Raw genomic sequence first — 14,626 nt, forward strand, 5'->3', positions numbered from 1 at the left:
CATCCTACGCAGTCGGCGCTGGCGGGGAAACGCACAGCAACGCACAATGGCTGTGCCAACTTCGCATAAGCATTGATACACCATGAACCCTAATCAATTGACCGAACAACTCGGGCTGTTCCTCGACGTGCTGGAAACCGGCAGCTTTTCCGCTGCCTCTCGCCGTCATCCACTGACCCCTTCCGCCGTGGCGCGGCGCATCGATAGCCTGGAAAGCGCAGTCGGCAGCCAGTTGTTCATTCGCAGCACCCATGCCGTCCGCGCGACCCCGGCCGGCGTGGCGTTTGCCGAGCGTGCGCGGCGGATCGTGGCGGAATTGCAACTGGCCCGCGCCGAGGCGGTGTCCCTGAGCAGTGCGCCGGAAGGCTTGATCCGGATCGACGCGCCGGCCGCGTTCGGCCGACGGCATCTGGCGCCGGTGATCGCTGATTTTCTGATGCTGTACCCCGGCCTCGACGTGCAACTGCACCTGATCGACAGTTTTGTCGACATGCAGGGTTTGAATCTGGGCAAGGTCGATCTGGTGCTGCGTGCCGGGCAAATGGCCGATACCCGGCTGGTGGCCACGCCGCTGGCGAGCATGGTGCGCATCGCCTGCGCCAGCCCTGCGTACCTTCAACGCCGTGGCGTGCCGACCGACCCGGCGCAGTTGAGTGATCACGACGGCCTCGACTGGGATGGCCTGGCGCCGCCATTTGCCTGGCGTTTCGAGCAAAACGCAGAAATGCATTTGCATCGTCCCGGGCGCATCCGCATGAGCGCCAACAATGCCGAGGCGCTGGTCTGCGGTGCGCTGGCCGGGCTCGGTATCGCACACTTGCCGACCTGGTTGACCAGTGAATACCTGTTGCGCGGCGAACTGCTGCCGCTGTTCTGTGAACACGGCCTGCCACCGCCGGAAACCACCGGCATCTATGCGTTGCGTCTGGAGCAGCAACCCAACCCGAGGAGTCGTTTATTGCTGGAGTACCTGAAAGTCCGCTTCAGCCCTGTACCGCCATGGGATCTGGCGCTGCGAACCAATCTGGACCGGCACTAGGTCAGAATTATCTGGCGCATTAAAGATTCGCCCGCTAGATTCATGAAGATCACTGATCAAGGCTTTGAGATGAACACCGAACGCGACACCACGGATAACTGCGACGACCTGCTGCTGGACAACCAGGCCTGCTTCGCCCTGCATTCCACTTCACTGCTGATGACCAAGGTCTACAAGCCGCTGCTGCAAGCGCTGGGCCTGACCTATCCGCAGTACCTGGCGATGATGGTGTTGTGGGAACGGGACGGTTTGACCGTAGGCGAAATCAGCACGCGCTTGCTGACCGATCCCGGCTCGCTGACCCCGTTGCTCAAGCGCCTGGAAGTCGAAGGCTTGCTCAGCCGCACTCGCAGCCGCGAGGACGAGCGAGTGGTGATTGTCGAGCTGACTGAACAGGGTCGCGCGTTGCGGGACAAGGCGCGCGGCGTGCCCCAGTGCATCCTCGGCGCCAGCGGCATGACGCTTGAGCGGTTGCAAAAACTGCAAGCGGAGCTGCAAGTGCTGCGCAGTAATCTGCAGGACAGCCTTTAAGCGATCACCTGATAGATCGCGTTATCGTTCTTCGCGGGCAAGCCTCGCTCCTACAGGTCATGTGCGGTCTGTAGGAGCGAGGCTTGCCCGCGAAAGCATCCTCGACGCCACAAAAAAATTTCTGCCTGTCACTCCCACACCAAAGCCTCTACATCAAGCCTCTCCCCGCCGAATGCATACCCTGCGCATGCTTTCAGGAAAACTTTTTTAAAAATTTACATTGCGCGCTAAATATTAGCGCGATACATTCATCTCGCACTTACTTAGCGCGCAAACATTTAGCGCAAACCACCCAAACCTGAAACGAGGCCTACATCATGCAAACTCTCTACACCGCAATCGCAACCTCCACTGGCGGCCGTGACGGTCGTGCGGTTTCCAGCGACAACATCCTCGACGTCAAACTCGCGACCCCGAAAGAACTCGGTGGTGCTGGCGGCGCGGCCACTAACCCGGAACAACTGTTCGCTGCCGGTTACTCGGCCTGCTTCATCGGCGCGCTGAAATTCGTTGCCAGCCAGACCAAACGCAGCATCCCGGCCGACGCCTCGATCACTGCCCACGTCGGCATCGGCCAGATTCCTGGCGGCTTCGGTCTGGACATCGACCTGCACATCAGCCTGCCGGGTCTTGAACAAGCCGATGCGCAAACCCTGGTCGACGCGGCCCACCAGGTCTGCCCGTACTCCAACGCCACCCGCGGCAACGTCGAAGTGCGCCTGCACGTAACCGTCTAACCGTCGACTCCAAGACCGAACAGGAAACGAACATGAACACTTTCAGCAAAGTCTTGACCGGCACCCTTCTCGCCCTGTCCATCCACAGCGCATTCGCGGGCGACGGGGTTGAACACAACACCCAGGCGTTCCTCGATGTCCTGAATGCCGGCACCGGCAAACCGATGGAACAGCTTTCACCGAAAGATGCCCGGGCCATTTTGGTCGGCGCGCAAGCCGGGGTGAAACTGACGCTGCCAAAAGCGGACGTCAGCCAGAAGACCATTCAAGTCGACGGCCAACCGCTCAGCCTGACCATCGTCCGGCCGGCCGGGGTCAAAGGCGAGCTGCCGGTGTTCATGTTCTTCCACGGCGGCGGCTGGGTGCTGGGGGACTTCCCGACCCACGAGCGGCTGGTTCGGGATCTGGTCACGGGCTCGGGGGCGGCGGCGGTGTTCGTCAACTACACCCCATCACCGGAAGCGCATTACCCGGTGGCGATCAACCAGGCTTACGCGGCCACTAAATGGGTGGCCGAGCACGGCAAAGAGATCAACGTCGATGGCAAGCGACTGGCCGTGGCCGGTAACAGTGTCGGCGGCAACATGGCGGCCGTGGTTGCGCTGATGGCCAAAGACAAAGGCACCCCGGCGATCAAGTTCCAGGTGCTGTTGTGGCCGGTGACCGATGCGAGCTTTGAAACGGCGTCTTACAACCAGTTTGCCGAGGGACACTTCCTCACTAAAAACATGATGAAGTGGTTCTGGGACAACTACACCACCGACGCCAAGCAACGTAACGAGATCTACGCTTCACCGCTGCGGGCGACCACCGCACAACTCAAGGGCTTGCCACCTGCACTGGTGCAGACGGCCGGGGCTGATGTGCTGCGCGATGAGGGTGAAGCCTATGCGCGCAAACTGGATGAGGCGGGTGTGCCGGTCACGGCGGTGCGTTACAACGGCATGATTCACGATTACGGTTTGCTGAATGTGGTGAGCCAGGTGCCAGCGGTTCGCTCGGCGATGCTGCAAGCGTCCGAAGAACTTAAGCAACACCTGAAGAAATAACACCGCCCTCGCTCCTACAGGGGCTGGTGTGTAGTTTGCAGGCACAAAAAAGCCCGACTCAATGGTCGGGCTTTTTCATTCCTGAAGCAGTGCTTATTTAGCACGGCCTTTGTAGGAACCGCCTTCGCGGGTATCGATCTCGATCATGTCGCCGATTTCGATGAAGTCAGCAACCGACAGTTCGGTACCGTTCTTCAGTTTGGCAGGCTTCATTACCTTGCCGGAAGTGTCGCCGCGAGCGGAACCTTCGGTGTAGTCAACCTGACGCACGATAGTGGTCGGCAGTTCTACGGAAACCAGACGGCCTTCGAAGAAAACGGCTTCGCAAACGTCTTCCATGCCTTCTTCGATGAACGGCAGAACGGCTTCGATATCGTCAGCGTTCAGCTCGTACATGGTGTAGTCGGAAGTGTCCATGAACGTGTAGGTGTCGCCGCTGATGAAGGACAGGGTCGCTTCTTTGCGGTCGAGGATTACGTCGTCCAGTTTGTCGTCAGCGCTGTAAACGATCTCGGTCTTGTAACCGGTCAGCAGGTTTTTCAGCTTGGTCTTCATGATCGCGCTGTTACGACCGGATTTGGTGAATTCAGCTTTCTGAACCAACCATGGATCGTTTTCGAGACGGATCACGGTACCGGGTTTCAGTTCTTTACCAGTTTTCATTGCGAATATCCGAATTTGGATGGGATTTACAAAAATCTAGGCCGCGTATCATATCCAATTTAGGTAAAACTGTACCAGCGCTGCGGCAAGATCAGCCTGCAAAGCCTGTTCCAGACACCACGCTTCGGCGTGTTTTTGCAGTTCTGGCCAGTGTTTACGGGTCGTAGCCCAATGGTCGGACATATCATGCCCGGCATTCCACTCTCGCCAAAGACCGCTGATCGCCTCGCGGGCAGGCGCAGACAGGCCTTTTGTGTAGAGCGCGAGGAAGGCTTCGAGCTTGTCCAGGTGAATGTCTTCGTCCTGCCGATAGATGTGCCAGAGCAGCGGCCGCCCTGCCCATTGCGCGCGGACAAACGAATCTTCGCCGCGCACGGCGTTGAAATCGCAGCACCAAAGCAGGTGATCGTATTGATCCTGTCGGACGAACGGCAGCACTTGCACGGTCAATGACTCGCGCACATGCACCGCGCCAGCCGCCAAACCCTCGACACCGAGCCAACGCTCGACATCACCGAGAATCCGCCCTTCGGGCACCAGCAGATGCGTGGGCACGGAATCTGCGGCCAGGACATCCAGCCAACTGGCCAGGCCGGCATTTTCGTAGGCGAACAGCGAAATCAGCTGCGCGCCTTGCGCCCGATCAATCCCTAAACCTTGCAGGAATGCGCGCTGAGCCTCGGGGTCTTGCTGAAATTGCCGACGCCGTTCCAGCAATCCGCTTTCACGCAGCAAGCCACCGGTGCCCTTTTGGAACCCCGGAAAGAAAAAGAACTTCTGCACGTTTTTGTACTTCACCGACGGCAAGCCGTGGCAGCCAACGACCCAATCCTCAGCGCTCAGGTAGTCGAGGTTCAACCACAGCGGCGGCTTCTCCCGCGCCGCCATGGCCTCCATGTAAGCACTCGGCAACTGGCAGGCGAACGCGGCGATCACCACATCGGCCGCGTCAGTCGGCTGCCAGTCGGCTGTCCACTGACGCACCTCGACCCCCTCCTGCCACTGCTGTGAAAGGTTGAGATCAATGGCTGGGCACAAACGCTCGAAGGCCCGCAAATCATCGACCCACAAACGCACGTCCATCGCATGTTCGGCCACCAATTGGCGGGCCAGGCGCCAGGTCACACCGATGTCGCCAAAGTTATCGACCACGGTGCAAAAAATATCCCAGCGCCTGCGGTTTTTCATTTGAGGCATTTCAGGCATTCCAGGCTCCCGTTGGCAAAGGCGCCGATTGTCCGCATAAATTACCCCGTGCAGAAGAGCCGACGGCGATTAATCTTCATGCGACAATCGCCACTCGCCCGCGACCACCCGCCAGGAGGCAGTCATGCCCTACCGTCCCAATCCGCGCCGCCGCTTGCCGATCCAGCTTAATGCCCTGCAACTGACGGGCAGTATCGCCCTCGGATTGTGGCTGGGTTTCCTCGCGATCGCACTGACCTGCTGGCTCGCCTCGCGCCTGTTGTTCAGCGAGCAACTGGCGCCCGTCGCGCAAGCGGTGGAGCAATTGGCCAAGCCGCCGGTAGTGGTGCAACCGGTGCCGGACATTCCGCCGCAGAGCCCGATGTTCCAGCAGTACGAAGAGAACCTGCGCAAGAACGAACAGGCACAACGGCTGGATCAGGCGCGCAGCAGCAACCGCAATCTGTCGAACCCCAATTGCCAGTTCTGGCTGCAACAGGACCGCACCGCACCGAGCGAAAAAAGCCGCGCCAATGTCCTGCAATTCTGCGATTGATCATGAATAAGCAAACCGTCCACCAACTGATTATCGACAAGCTGCGGATCGATCTCGACATTGCCGAGCGTGCCGCGCAAACCGCTTACGAAACGGCGACCCACGAAGAAAACATCGCCGAAAACAAGTACGACACCCTGGGCCTGGAGGCGTCATATCTGGCAGCCGGGCAGGCAAAGCGCGTGGAGGAAATCAGGCAGTCACTGACGCTGTGCCAGAACCTGACGCTGCGGCCTTATGACGATCAGCGCGGCATCGAAGTCGGCGCCCTGCTCGGTCTTGAAGACGAAAAGGGACGTGAGCAATGGCTGTTCCTGGCGCCCGACGCGGCGGGTTTGAAGGTCGATCTGGTGGGGCAATGGATTACCGTCATCACCCCTCGCTCGCCGCTGGGCAAAAGCCTGCTGGGCAAGTTCGAGGGGGACGAGGTGGAGATTCTGGTGGCGGGTGCTCGGCAACAGTTTTCTGTTACCGAGGTGGTTTAGCGGGAGATCAATGAACCGGCAGTTCGACGCCGTCGAACAGCTCTTCCAGTTCCTGCTTGTTGTGGCACTGAATGGCTTTGGCCATGACTTCGCGGGTCAGGTGCGGGGCGAACTTCTCGATGAAGTCGCACATGAAGCCACGCAGGAAGGTGCCGCGACGGAAACCGATTTTGGTGATGCTGGATTCGAACAATTCGCTGGCATCGAGCACCACCAGGTCATTATCGAGTTTGGTATCGACCGCCATTTTCGCCACGATGCCCACGCCCAACCCCAGGCGAACGTAAGTCTTGATCACGTCGGCGTCGGCGGCGGTGAACACCACTTTCGGCGTCAGGCCACGATGGCTGAAGGCTTCGTCGAGTTTCGAACGGCCGGTGAAACCGAACACGTAAGTCACGATCGGGTATTCGGCCAGCGCTTCGAGGGTCAGCTTCGACAGCTTGGTCAACGGGTGGCCCTGAGGCACGACCACGCAGCGGTTCCAGCGGTAGCACGGCATCATCACCAGATCACCGAACAGCTCCAGCGCTTCAGTCGCGATGGCGAAATCAACGGTGCCGTCAGCGGCCATTTCGGCGATCTGCATCGGCGAACCCTGGTGCATGTGCAGCGCAACGTCCGGGTATTGCTTGATGAAATTGCTGATCACCGGCGGCAACGCATAACGCGCCTGGGTGTGCGTGGTGGCGATCGACAGGGTGCCTTTCTTCTCGTTGGAGAATTCCTGGGCGATCTGCTTGATGCTTTCAACCTTGCGCAGGATCTCGCCGGCGGTGGTGATGATGCGCTCGCCGGCCGGGGTGACGCGGGTCAGGTGCTTGCCGCTGCGAGCAAAAACCTCGACGCCCAATTCGTCTTCCAGCAGACGGATCTGCTTGCTGATGCCCGGTTGCGAGGTGTAAAGGCTTTGGGCTGTAGCGGAAACGTTGAGGTCGTGGTGCGCCACTTCCCAGATGTAGCGCAATTGTTGAAGCTTCATATGAATCCCTCAAAGCAAGTAGACGCCACGGGCATCAGCGACGGTATATAACTATATTAATGGTTTGAAGAATAAATCTAGAACTTTTTTATCAAACTGCCACTATTCGTGGACTAGCGGTCCCCTTGGCGACGGCGTTCCACCAGCGGCACCAGATAGACCGGGACCCGAGCCAACTGCAACACCCGCGCTGCGGTCCGCCCCAAAGGCGTTTCCGCGCCAGCACCATGGCTATGACTACCTACGATCAACAAATCCACGGAGAGTTTCTGCGCCTGTTCGAGAATCACCTGCGACGGATCGCCCTGAAGCACCCGCACCGCTTGTATCCGCTCCAGATCCTGCTCCCCTTCATCCCCCAGTTCTTCACGAAAACTGTCGAGCACGCGCTGCTCGATATTGGCGATCACGGTATTCAGGCCCTGACTGTGAAACTCGTTCAGCGCCTGCTCATCGAGGTAACTCTGAAGCACCGATTCGGCAAACAGCCCCATGGGTTCAACCGCGTGCACCACATACAGGTCGGCATTGAATGTTCGAGCCAGCTCCAGGGCATGCTGCATCACCAAAGGGGCGTACAGGCCGAGGTCAGTGGCATAGAGCATCGAACGAATCATATGACCTCCTCGAGTGCCAACATGGCGGAGATTGATTCAGCTTAGCAGTGCCTTGGCGAGTGCGACGTCCCGCGTAACGCGTTGAACGGCGGGCTTAAACCTTTTGCTCATTGCTTATGCCATGCGGCACATGGCCGGTAGCGACCACCTCGCGAGCCAACTCGCAATGGCCGGCCTGATCGTCGAAAAACACGTCAGCGGCAAAGGCTTCAAGGAAAGCGGACTTGGTCAAGCCACCCAGAAACAGCGATTCGTCCAGACGAATATCCCACTCGCGCAGGGTCCGAATCACCCGTTCATGAGCCGGTGCGGAACGCGCGGTGACCAGCGCGGTACGGATCGGACAGTCGTCCTCCGGGAACTCGCGCTGCAACAGATTGAGCGCCGCGAGAAAGCCTTTGAACGGCCCACCGCGCAAGGGCTCGCGGGCGCTTTCGCGTTCGCTGGCCTGGAACGCTTCAAGGCCGCCCGCCTGATAAACCCGCTCCGACTCGTCGGAAAACAGCACGGCGTCACCGTCGAAGGCAATCCGCAATTCATCGCTGGCCGCACGGCTGGCGCCGCCCGACAGAATGGTCGCCGCCGCGAACCCGGCATCCAGCGCACTGCGCACGTCTTCGGCATGGGTCGAGAGGAACAGGTCGCAGCCAAACGCCTTGAGGTACGGATAGGGACTGCGCCCGCCGACAAATGCCGCGCGCGAAATCGCCAGCCCGTAATGGTGAATCGAGTTGAACACCCGCAGCCCGGTGTCGGCACTGTTGCGCGACACCAGGATCACCTCGACCCTGGCGCGGCCGAGGCTGGCGTTCAGGTTCAGGAGTTTTTCAACGAGAGGGAATGCGTCGCCGGGCTCGAGGATTTCATCTTCGTGTTCGATCTGATATTGCCGATAGGCCTCGACGCCGCTCGACAGATAAACCTTGTGGCTTTCGCTCAGGTCGAACAGCGCACGCGAAGAAATCGCCAGTACCAGTTTGTCGTCAATCGTCTTTGCCATGCCCTTCCCCCTCGGGTTGATCGACTCAGGTGTTGCGTCGATCGATAAAACTCAAACTGCGATACAACGCGTCGATTCGCGGCAATTCGCACCCGGCAGCCTTGGCCACCGCCAGTGGCCGGGCGTAAATGGCCGCCAGTTCCAGCGGTCGCTTGTGCAAAAAGTCGTGGTGCATGCTCGGCCAGTAGTCCGGCATTTTCTCGGTCATCATGAACAGATAATCGGCATAACCGGCCGGCATGTCGTGACCGCAGGCCTTCGCGCCCCGGACCACTTCGGCCATCAAGGCCTTGATCAGTTCGCGGCTGTCGGCGTCGGCCATCAACGCTGTGGTGCCCGCCCCAAGCAGAACCGAGAGGCCGTTGTAAGGAATATTCCAGACCAGTTTTTGCCAGCGCGCCTGTTGCAGGTTCGCCATGGCCTGGGAATCGATGCCGGCGCTGCGGAACAACCCGGCGCCCTCCTCGACAATCGCCATGCGCGCCTGCTCATCGCCAGCGGGGCCACTGTGGTAGCCGACGTTCACAGCGCCGAGGGCCTGATGAGTGATCGCGCCCGGGCCGGTGCGATGCACGCAGATCAGACAAAGCCCGCCGAGCAGGTGCAGCGTATCGGGAAGCAATGCCCGCAGACTGTCTTCGACGTCCAGGCCGTTTTGCAGCAGCAGTACCTTGGCATTCGGCGCTGCGGCTTGAATGATCGCCGGCGCCAGACCGGCATTGCTGGTGGTCTTGGCGCCGACCAGCAACCAATCGCAGGGCGGCATGTCTTCGGCCGACGAATAGGCCTGAACCGGATTCAACGTCAGTGCGCCGTGTGGTGCACTGTCGACGTGAAGTCCGTGCTCGGCCACCGCCGAAAACTCGCTGCGCAGCAGAAAGTGCACATCGAAGCCGGCACGAGCCAGCATGACCCCGTAAAACCCGCCGATCGCACCGGTTCCGATAATACCGATGGTCGGTTTGGCAACTGCAGCCGTCATGGCAACTCCTCTGCTGTTCTCGTCAACGCCTGACCTATAGCCTCATTCAGCTCGGTAGCGGTCAGGCGTGTTTTTAGTGCCCCGAAGAACTCGCCGTCGCGCACCACAAACAGCGCCGGCAAATGAAAGACCTGATAACGCTCGACCACCCCGCCGTTGTCCCCGGCATCGATCCAGCACAAGCGATCGACATCCAGATCGAGCCTGGGCAATTGCTCTCGGGCAAAACGGCAACTGGCGCAGCCGACGCTGGTAAAAACAACCAGCGAAACGCCGCTCATCGCCAGCAACCGTTGGTCGGCGTCGAAATCGGTCAGTGCCAATTCGACCACTATACTGGGGGAAACAATGTCAGATGGCCGACACATGGAGTCCGTGCTCATGGGACGTTTTATTCCTCATCCTGACGATGTACCCGTCGAATTAACGTTGCTAAAACCTGAGTGTATTTCACGGCAACAGCTGCACACTATCAGCCTCGGGGGCATGGCTTGCAATTACCACCGCGCCTGGCGTCACGGTACCGCGCTGGAAGTACGCATGCCGACCTTGAACCCCGATATGCGTTTTCTGGGCTACGTGGCCTGGTGCTTGCGACGCAAGCGCGGCTACCTGGTAGGCATTGCCTTTGTTGACGAGCAGATGATGTTCAGCGCCCGAATGGGCGAACAGGTGTGTCAGATCGAGCGTTACTGTCGCTTGCATGACGCCCACGACGACCTGCAGGAAACCCAGGCGCTGGCCCTCGAATGGGTCCAGCAGCACGCCGACGAGTTCTCCCACGACACGGTTCGCAAGGCATTTGCGCAGGCGGTGCTGGATTAAGGGACGTCATCAATTCGTTGCGAATGGCCCTTAAACCGCTGTCTGCCCATTGTCGAGCCACGGTGTAACGCGCTAAGGTTCCGCTCCCCGACGCGCTTAATTTGCTGTGCTCCGCCGCGCGGGTTCGCTGGCGGCCGGCACCCGTGACCTGACGAGTAAACGATGGCTGATTTACCGATCAACGACCTAAACGTCGCCTCCAACGAGACGCTGATCACTCCTGACCAGCTCAAGCGTGATATCCCTCTGAGCGACGCTGCCCTGCGCACCGTCACCAAGGGTCGCGAAGTCATTCGCAACATTCTTGATGGCACCGACCACCGCCTGTTTGTCGTCATCGGGCCGTGCTCGATCCACGACATCAAGGCTGCCCACGAATACGCCGAGCGCCTGAAAGTGCTGGCCGCGGAAGTGTCCGATACGCTGTATCTGGTCATGCGCGTGTATTTCGAGAAGCCACGCACCACCGTCGGCTGGAAAGGCTTGATCAACGACCCGTACCTGGACGACTCCTTCAAGATTCAGGACGGTCTGCACATTGGTCGTCAGTTGCTGCTGGACCTGGCCGAAATGGGCCTGCCGACCGCGACCGAAGCCCTTGACCCGATCTCTCCGCAATATTTGCAGGACCTGATCAGCTGGTCGGCCATCGGCGCGCGCACCACCGAATCCCAGACTCACCGTGAGATGGCTTCCGGCCTGTCCTCGGCGGTCGGCTTCAAGAACGGCACCGACGGCGGCCTGACCGTTGCGATCAACGCCCTGCAATCGGTTTCCAGCCCGCATCGTTTCCTGGGGATCAACCAGGAAGGTGGCGTGTCGATCGTTACCACCAAGGGCAATGCCTACGGTCACGTGGTGCTGCGCGGCGGCAACGGCAAGCCGAACTACGATTCGGTCAGCGTCGCACTGTGCGAACAAGCGCTGAACAAAGCGAAGATCAAGCCGAACATCATGGTCGATTGCAGCCACGCCAACTCCAACAAGGACCCGGCCCTGCAACCGCTGGTGATGGAGAACGTCGCCAACCAGATCCTCGAAGGCAACCAGTCGATCATCGGCCTGATGGTCGAAAGTCATCTGAACTGGGGCTGCCAGGCGATCCCGAAAGACCTCGCCGACCTGCAATACGGCGTGTCGATCACCGATGCCTGCATCGACTGGTCCGCCACCGAAAACACGTTGCGCAGCATGCACGCCAAGCTCAAGGATGTGCTGCCTAAACGTGATCGCACCTGATCACTGTTCAGCGCACACAAAAACGCCGGGCTTAACCCGGCGTTTTTTTATGCGTTCGTTTTACTGGCTCAGCTTGGCCGCATGCCGCTGGTGGCGCTCCATGTAGCGCTCCACGTAGGAACACGATGGAATCACGGTGTAGCCCATTTCCTCGGCGTACTCCAGCGCCTTCTCGGTCAAGGCTGCCGCAATGCCGCGACCACGCAATGCATTGGGCACGAAGGTGCGATAGATATCCAGAGTCTGTTTCCCCAGATCCATATAGGTCAGGTAGGCACGATGACCGTCCACATTGGTCTCGAACTGATGACCTGCCTGGTCATGGTTGATGGACAACGCCTCGCTCATCACAACTCCTCTGCGGGTCTTGAATTCTGACCCCTACCTTACCGATGTTTTTCCGGCGAAGGAACATCTACGCCACCCCCGTGCCTGAATGGACACCGAGAAGAGCTGCACCGATCTCGCGCAACCGAGCACGTATCAAATAGTAGGCACCATTGGCAGAAATGCTCAAGGTGCGCTCGTCATCACGCAGGGTTGGGCGGGTGCTGCTCCGGGTTACGCAGGGACGGCTAGACCGAAGCGCTCTGCGGGGTCGATAGCCTGAACATTGCCGGATGTTGAGACTTAAGACGAGCGTCCCTCTATTAAGTCACCTCAACTAGGCGAAAGAGTTTGAGAGGTGCCGCGCAAATTCCGAACAAAAGTGTAGACGAATCCATCTAGACAGACTTTAGCCAAGATGGGAAAAACAGTCCTGCCGCCGGGAACTTTTTCGTGCCAACTCGCTCAGCTCGGGCCTTGCAGCTGGATATTTTTTAATCAATCGCAAGTAAAAGTTGCTCGAAAAAGAATCAACGCCTACAATTTTTTTTGCTTCTTGCTTTACGTCAGTTTACTTACGACAAGTAATGGGTAGTATGTACGCCGGCTATTTCCTCACTCTGAGGAGACAGCTACTTTAATTGAAAGTCCTTGAAGGGGAACACGATGAACAACGTTCTGAAATTCTCTGCTCTGGCTCTGGCCGCAGTTCTGGCTACCGGTTGCAGCAGCGTATCGAAAGAAACCGAAGCACGTCTGACCGCTACTGAAGACGCAGCTGCTCGCTCCCAGGCTCGTGCAGACGAAGCTTACCGTAAAGCTGATGAAGCTCTGGCTGCTGCTCAAAAAGCACAACAGACTGCTGACGAAGCTAACGAGCGTGCTCTGCGCATGCTGGAAAAAGCTAGCCGCAAGTAATAATCCTTCGGGGTTGTTATCAAGCCGACCCATTTTTTGGGTCGGCTTTTTTATTGCCCGGCGTTTGTCCAGGCAATAAAAAACCCGCCGACGCTCTCAGCGCCGGCGGGTTCTGTTCAAGCCTTACTGCAACGGATCGATCGGTGCACTCGTCACCATCGGCGCAGAAGCATTCGGCACTGCGATTTCCACCGGCAGGCCATCTTCAGCGGCAACCACATCACGCACCACATCCCAGTTCATGCGCAGGTTGTTGGTGATGTCTTCGCGCTTGAGCATCGCGTTGATCACAGCCGTGTGCTTGTCGACGACCGACGGGTTGCCCTTGTCGTCCAGCGGCGTGTGCGCTTCCAGATACACCTTGCCGCCACTTACACCGAACTTGTACGGGTCGTTGAGAATGCGCACTGACGTGCCGACCGGCACCATGCCCGCCATTTGCAGCACGTTGTTGTTGAACATGCGGAAGCAGCCGTGGCTGGTGCGCATGCCGATGCCGAACTTCTTGTTCGAACCGTGGATCAGGTAGCCCGGTGTGCCCAGGGTGAACTTGAACGGGCCCAGCGGGTTGTCCGGGCCGGCCGGCACGACGTTCGGCAGCGGATCGCCGTCAGCGGCGTGCTCGGCCTTGATCGACGCTGGCGGCGTCCAGGTCGGGTTCGGCGTCTTCGCAACGATGCTGGTGTGGGCAATCGGCGAACCCCAGCCTTCACGACCGATACCCAGCGGGAAGGTGTAGACCACGTTCCGGCCTTTCGGGAAGTAGTAGAGGCGGTATTCAGCCAGGTTGATGACGATGCCTTCACGTGGGCCTGGCGGCAGGATGAAGCGCGTCGGCAGCACGATCTCGGTGCCGGCACCCGGCAACCATGGATCGACGCCAGGGTTGGCCGCGACCATTTCCGAGTAGCCCAGATCGTAGGTGGTGCCAAGGTCGGCGAAGGTGTCTTCGTACTTGGCCTTGATCACTTGCACCTGGCCGATGATGTCTTCACCGGGCGGTGGCAGGGGTAGCTCCAATGCTGCTACGGGGCCAGCCACACAAAGGGCGGCAAGAGTCAGGCAGCGGGTGACGGCAGGAAAGCGCGGCAACATCCGGAAAATCCTTCGCATAATCGACTGGGGTTTAAGAACGCAATTGTACACTGGCGCTCTGGTATTCGGGGAGTGACACCGATAGAGCGTGAATTGGCTGCGATATTTTTTCAGGGGGCATATCCGTTTCTGCGGTAACGGCCGCTAATGGTTCCGCTTTTACAGCGGGTCACTTGGAAAAGCCCCAAGTAACCAAGGGCTCTTGCCCCTTTCGTTCGGTGCCTCGCTCCGGTCCTGCTCCGTGGGCCCGCCGCCATCGGCCATCCATGGCCGGGGGCGGCTAACCCGGCATCCATGCCGGGTTGCCCACTGCGCAGAACCTCCACTCGGCCTCTCGAGGGGGCGCTCAGATCAAAAGCTGAAGGCGAGCTAACGCTCGGCCTGATGAGTGGTGAA

18 protein-coding genes are annotated in these 14,626 nt (G+C 59.2%); 9 read left to right on the top strand and 9 right to left on the bottom strand.

The genetic code is table 11. The annotated features are described in order from the left end of the window. Positions 1–82 precede the first annotated feature (82 nt). From KGA82_RS00895 to KGA82_RS00910, 4 genes are all read left to right on the top strand, one after another. Positions 83–1,039, top strand: a complete 957-nt coding sequence (locus tag KGA82_RS00895; RefSeq protein ID WP_008031414.1) for a LysR family transcriptional regulator — start codon at positions 83–85, stop codon at positions 1,037–1,039. Positions 1,040–1,108: 69 nt separating this feature from the next. Continuing rightward, positions 1,109–1,570, top strand: a complete 462-nt coding sequence (locus tag KGA82_RS00900) for a MarR family winged helix-turn-helix transcriptional regulator (RefSeq protein WP_008031411.1) — start codon at positions 1,109–1,111, stop codon at positions 1,568–1,570. Positions 1,571–1,887: 317 nt separating this feature from the next. Continuing rightward, on the top strand, positions 1,888–2,307 hold the full coding sequence (locus tag KGA82_RS00905) for an organic hydroperoxide resistance protein (protein ID WP_008031409.1): 420 nt from the start codon (positions 1,888–1,890) through the stop codon (positions 2,305–2,307). Between the two features lie 32 nt (positions 2,308–2,339). After that, the gene (locus KGA82_RS00910) at positions 2,340–3,356 is read left to right on the top strand and encodes an alpha/beta hydrolase (protein WP_008031407.1); all 1,017 of its coding nucleotides are present in this window, start codon (positions 2,340–2,342) and stop codon (positions 3,354–3,356) included. A gap of 93 nt (positions 3,357–3,449) precedes the next feature. Here the strand turns inward: KGA82_RS00910 and KGA82_RS00915 are convergent, their stop codons facing one another. After that, positions 3,450–4,019, bottom strand: a complete 570-nt coding sequence (locus tag KGA82_RS00915; protein WP_075949301.1) for an elongation factor P — start codon at positions 4,017–4,019, stop codon at positions 3,450–3,452. Positions 4,020–4,067: 48 nt separating this feature from the next. Further along, entirely contained in the window at positions 4,068–5,225 is a 1,158-nt protein-coding gene (gene earP / locus KGA82_RS00920; protein ID WP_223449369.1) for an elongation factor P maturation arginine rhamnosyltransferase EarP, read from the bottom strand. Between the two features lie 124 nt (positions 5,226–5,349). Between earP and KGA82_RS00925 the strand changes: the two genes are divergently transcribed. Further along, positions 5,350–5,760 carry a hypothetical protein gene (locus KGA82_RS00925; RefSeq protein WP_008040529.1) on the top strand — a complete coding sequence of 137 codons (411 nt, stop codon included), beginning with the start codon at positions 5,350–5,352 and terminating at the stop codon, positions 5,758–5,760. A 2-nt stretch (positions 5,761–5,762) separates the two neighbouring features. Beyond that, a complete protein-coding gene (locus KGA82_RS00930) occupies positions 5,763–6,245 on the top strand; it encodes a GreA/GreB family elongation factor (protein WP_008031400.1) in 483 nt (160 codons plus the stop codon). A gap of 7 nt (positions 6,246–6,252) precedes the next feature. Here KGA82_RS00930 and cysB read toward each other — a convergent pair whose 3' ends face one another. The 5 genes from cysB to KGA82_RS00955 all read right to left on the bottom strand — a co-directional run bounded on the left by cysB (position 6,253) and on the right by KGA82_RS00955 (position 10,209). After that, positions 6,253–7,227: an HTH-type transcriptional regulator CysB gene (cysB, locus tag KGA82_RS00935; RefSeq protein WP_008031398.1), complete on the bottom strand. Its 975-nt coding sequence runs from the start codon at positions 7,225–7,227 to the stop codon at positions 6,253–6,255. Positions 7,228–7,340: 113 nt separating this feature from the next. Beyond that, entirely contained in the window at positions 7,341–7,844 is a 504-nt protein-coding gene (locus KGA82_RS00940; RefSeq protein ID WP_008031396.1) for a universal stress protein, read from the bottom strand. A 94-nt stretch (positions 7,845–7,938) separates the two neighbouring features. After that, the gene (locus tag KGA82_RS00945) at positions 7,939–8,844 is read right to left on the bottom strand and encodes a 5'-nucleotidase (RefSeq protein ID WP_008031392.1); all 906 of its coding nucleotides are present in this window, start codon (positions 8,842–8,844) and stop codon (positions 7,939–7,941) included. A gap of 25 nt (positions 8,845–8,869) precedes the next feature. After that, positions 8,870–9,826 carry a putative 2-dehydropantoate 2-reductase gene (locus KGA82_RS00950; RefSeq protein WP_223449371.1) on the bottom strand — a complete coding sequence of 319 codons (957 nt, stop codon included), beginning with the start codon at positions 9,824–9,826 and terminating at the stop codon, positions 8,870–8,872. After that, positions 9,823–10,209, bottom strand: a complete 387-nt coding sequence (locus tag KGA82_RS00955; RefSeq protein WP_223449373.1) for a thioredoxin family protein — start codon at positions 10,207–10,209, stop codon at positions 9,823–9,825. The genes KGA82_RS00950 and KGA82_RS00955 overlap by 4 nt, the downstream gene beginning before the upstream one ends. Between KGA82_RS00955 and KGA82_RS00960 the strand changes: the two genes are divergently transcribed. Together KGA82_RS00960 and KGA82_RS00965 are read left to right on the top strand one after the other, a co-directional pair. Continuing rightward, the gene (locus KGA82_RS00960) at positions 10,208–10,651 is read left to right on the top strand and encodes a PilZ domain-containing protein (protein ID WP_008031388.1); all 444 of its coding nucleotides are present in this window, start codon (positions 10,208–10,210) and stop codon (positions 10,649–10,651) included. The two genes, KGA82_RS00955 and KGA82_RS00960, sit on opposite strands and share 2 nt — an antisense overlap. Before the next feature lie 162 nt (positions 10,652–10,813). Beyond that, complete coding sequence (locus tag KGA82_RS00965; protein WP_150631053.1) at positions 10,814–11,890, top strand: 3-deoxy-7-phosphoheptulonate synthase; 1,077 nt, start codon at positions 10,814–10,816, stop codon at positions 11,888–11,890. 60 nt (positions 11,891–11,950) lie between these two features. Here the strand turns inward: KGA82_RS00965 and KGA82_RS00970 are convergent, their stop codons facing one another. Continuing rightward, positions 11,951–12,238, bottom strand: coding sequence for a GNAT family N-acetyltransferase (locus tag KGA82_RS00970; RefSeq protein ID WP_008031384.1), 288 nt, complete (start codon positions 12,236–12,238; stop codon positions 11,951–11,953). 645 nt (positions 12,239–12,883) lie between these two features. Here KGA82_RS00970 and oprI point away from each other — a divergent pair. Further along, entirely contained in the window at positions 12,884–13,135 is a 252-nt protein-coding gene (gene oprI / locus KGA82_RS00975) for an outer membrane lipoprotei OprI (protein WP_003172710.1), read from the top strand. Positions 13,136–13,258: 123 nt separating this feature from the next. On the opposite strand, the gene KGA82_RS00980 is transcribed toward oprI, so the two are convergent. Next, positions 13,259–14,230 carry a L,D-transpeptidase family protein gene (locus tag KGA82_RS00980; RefSeq protein ID WP_223449374.1) on the bottom strand — a complete coding sequence of 324 codons (972 nt, stop codon included), beginning with the start codon at positions 14,228–14,230 and terminating at the stop codon, positions 13,259–13,261. Positions 14,231–14,626 lie beyond the last annotated feature (396 nt).

Origin of the sequence: Pseudomonas sp. BF-RE-22 (genome assembly GCF_019956155.1) — a bacterium.
Lineage (GTDB): Bacteria > Pseudomonadota > Gammaproteobacteria > Pseudomonadales > Pseudomonadaceae > Aquipseudomonas > Aquipseudomonas migulae.

Coding starts and splice junctions, on each gene's coding strand:
- KGA82_RS00895 (WP_008031414.1), top strand. CDS start 83: ATGAACCCTAATCAATTGACCGAACAACTCGGGCTGTTCCTCGACGTG.
- KGA82_RS00900 (WP_008031411.1), top strand. CDS start 1,109: ATGAACACCGAACGCGACACCACGGATAACTGCGACGACCTGCTGCTG.
- KGA82_RS00905 (WP_008031409.1), top strand. CDS start 1,888: ATGCAAACTCTCTACACCGCAATCGCAACCTCCACTGGCGGCCGTGAC.
- KGA82_RS00910 (WP_008031407.1), top strand. CDS start 2,340: ATGAACACTTTCAGCAAAGTCTTGACCGGCACCCTTCTCGCCCTGTCC.
- KGA82_RS00915 (WP_075949301.1), bottom strand. CDS start 4,019: ATGAAAACTGGTAAAGAACTGAAACCCGGTACCGTGATCCGTCTCGAA.
- earP (WP_223449369.1), bottom strand. CDS start 5,225: ATGCCTGAAATGCCTCAAATGAAAAACCGCAGGCGCTGGGATATTTTT.
- KGA82_RS00925 (WP_008040529.1), top strand. CDS start 5,350: ATGCCCTACCGTCCCAATCCGCGCCGCCGCTTGCCGATCCAGCTTAAT.
- KGA82_RS00930 (WP_008031400.1), top strand. CDS start 5,763: ATGAATAAGCAAACCGTCCACCAACTGATTATCGACAAGCTGCGGATC.
- cysB (WP_008031398.1), bottom strand. CDS start 7,227: ATGAAGCTTCAACAATTGCGCTACATCTGGGAAGTGGCGCACCACGAC.
- KGA82_RS00940 (WP_008031396.1), bottom strand. CDS start 7,844: ATGATTCGTTCGATGCTCTATGCCACTGACCTCGGCCTGTACGCCCCT.
- KGA82_RS00945 (WP_008031392.1), bottom strand. CDS start 8,844: ATGGCAAAGACGATTGACGACAAACTGGTACTGGCGATTTCTTCGCGT.
- KGA82_RS00950 (WP_223449371.1), bottom strand. CDS start 9,826: ATGACGGCTGCAGTTGCCAAACCGACCATCGGTATTATCGGAACCGGT.
- KGA82_RS00960 (WP_008031388.1), top strand. CDS start 10,208: ATGGGACGTTTTATTCCTCATCCTGACGATGTACCCGTCGAATTAACG.
- KGA82_RS00955 (WP_223449373.1), bottom strand. CDS start 10,209: ATGAGCACGGACTCCATGTGTCGGCCATCTGACATTGTTTCCCCCAGT.
- KGA82_RS00965 (WP_150631053.1), top strand. CDS start 10,814: ATGGCTGATTTACCGATCAACGACCTAAACGTCGCCTCCAACGAGACG.
- KGA82_RS00970 (WP_008031384.1), bottom strand. CDS start 12,238: ATGAGCGAGGCGTTGTCCATCAACCATGACCAGGCAGGTCATCAGTTC.
- oprI (WP_003172710.1), top strand. CDS start 12,884: ATGAACAACGTTCTGAAATTCTCTGCTCTGGCTCTGGCCGCAGTTCTG.
- KGA82_RS00980 (WP_223449374.1), bottom strand. CDS start 14,230: ATGTTGCCGCGCTTTCCTGCCGTCACCCGCTGCCTGACTCTTGCCGCC.